Origin of the sequence: uncultured Winogradskyella sp. (assembly GCF_947496485.1) — a bacterium.
Lineage (GTDB): Bacteria > Bacteroidota > Bacteroidia > Flavobacteriales > Flavobacteriaceae > Winogradskyella.
In genome coordinates this window covers 1-290 of record NZ_CANMCZ010000027.1, presented here as the reverse complement: position 1 = coordinate 290, position 290 = coordinate 1, and the positions used below count along the sequence as shown (strand labels likewise).

Sequence of the window (290 nt, the reverse complement as noted above, 5' to 3'; positions counted from 1 at the left end):
TCATCAGTGATAGTAACAGAATTAATCGATACATCACCAGTATTGGTTACTGTGAATGTGTAAGTCACTAAGTCGCCTTCACCAACACAACCAGTGGTTGTGCTAGAAGCAGTTTTCACTACAGCAATACCACCATCATCACAAAGCGTAACGTCAGGATTATTAGCGTCGATTATATAAGTATCTGTAGCTTGAACTGTAGTTGTTCCATCAGGTTCTAAACCTTCAGCTGTTACATTGTTGGTAATGTTGCCTGCATCGACATCAGCTTGTGTTATTGTATAATCTGG

Annotated in this window: 1 protein-coding gene; it reads right to left on the bottom strand. The window is 39.7% G+C overall.

Annotated elements, in window-relative coordinates:
* Positions 1-290, bottom strand: a 290-nt coding sequence (locus Q0822_RS18250) for a hypothetical protein (protein WP_299126405.1), incomplete at both ends; no start/stop codon positions are given.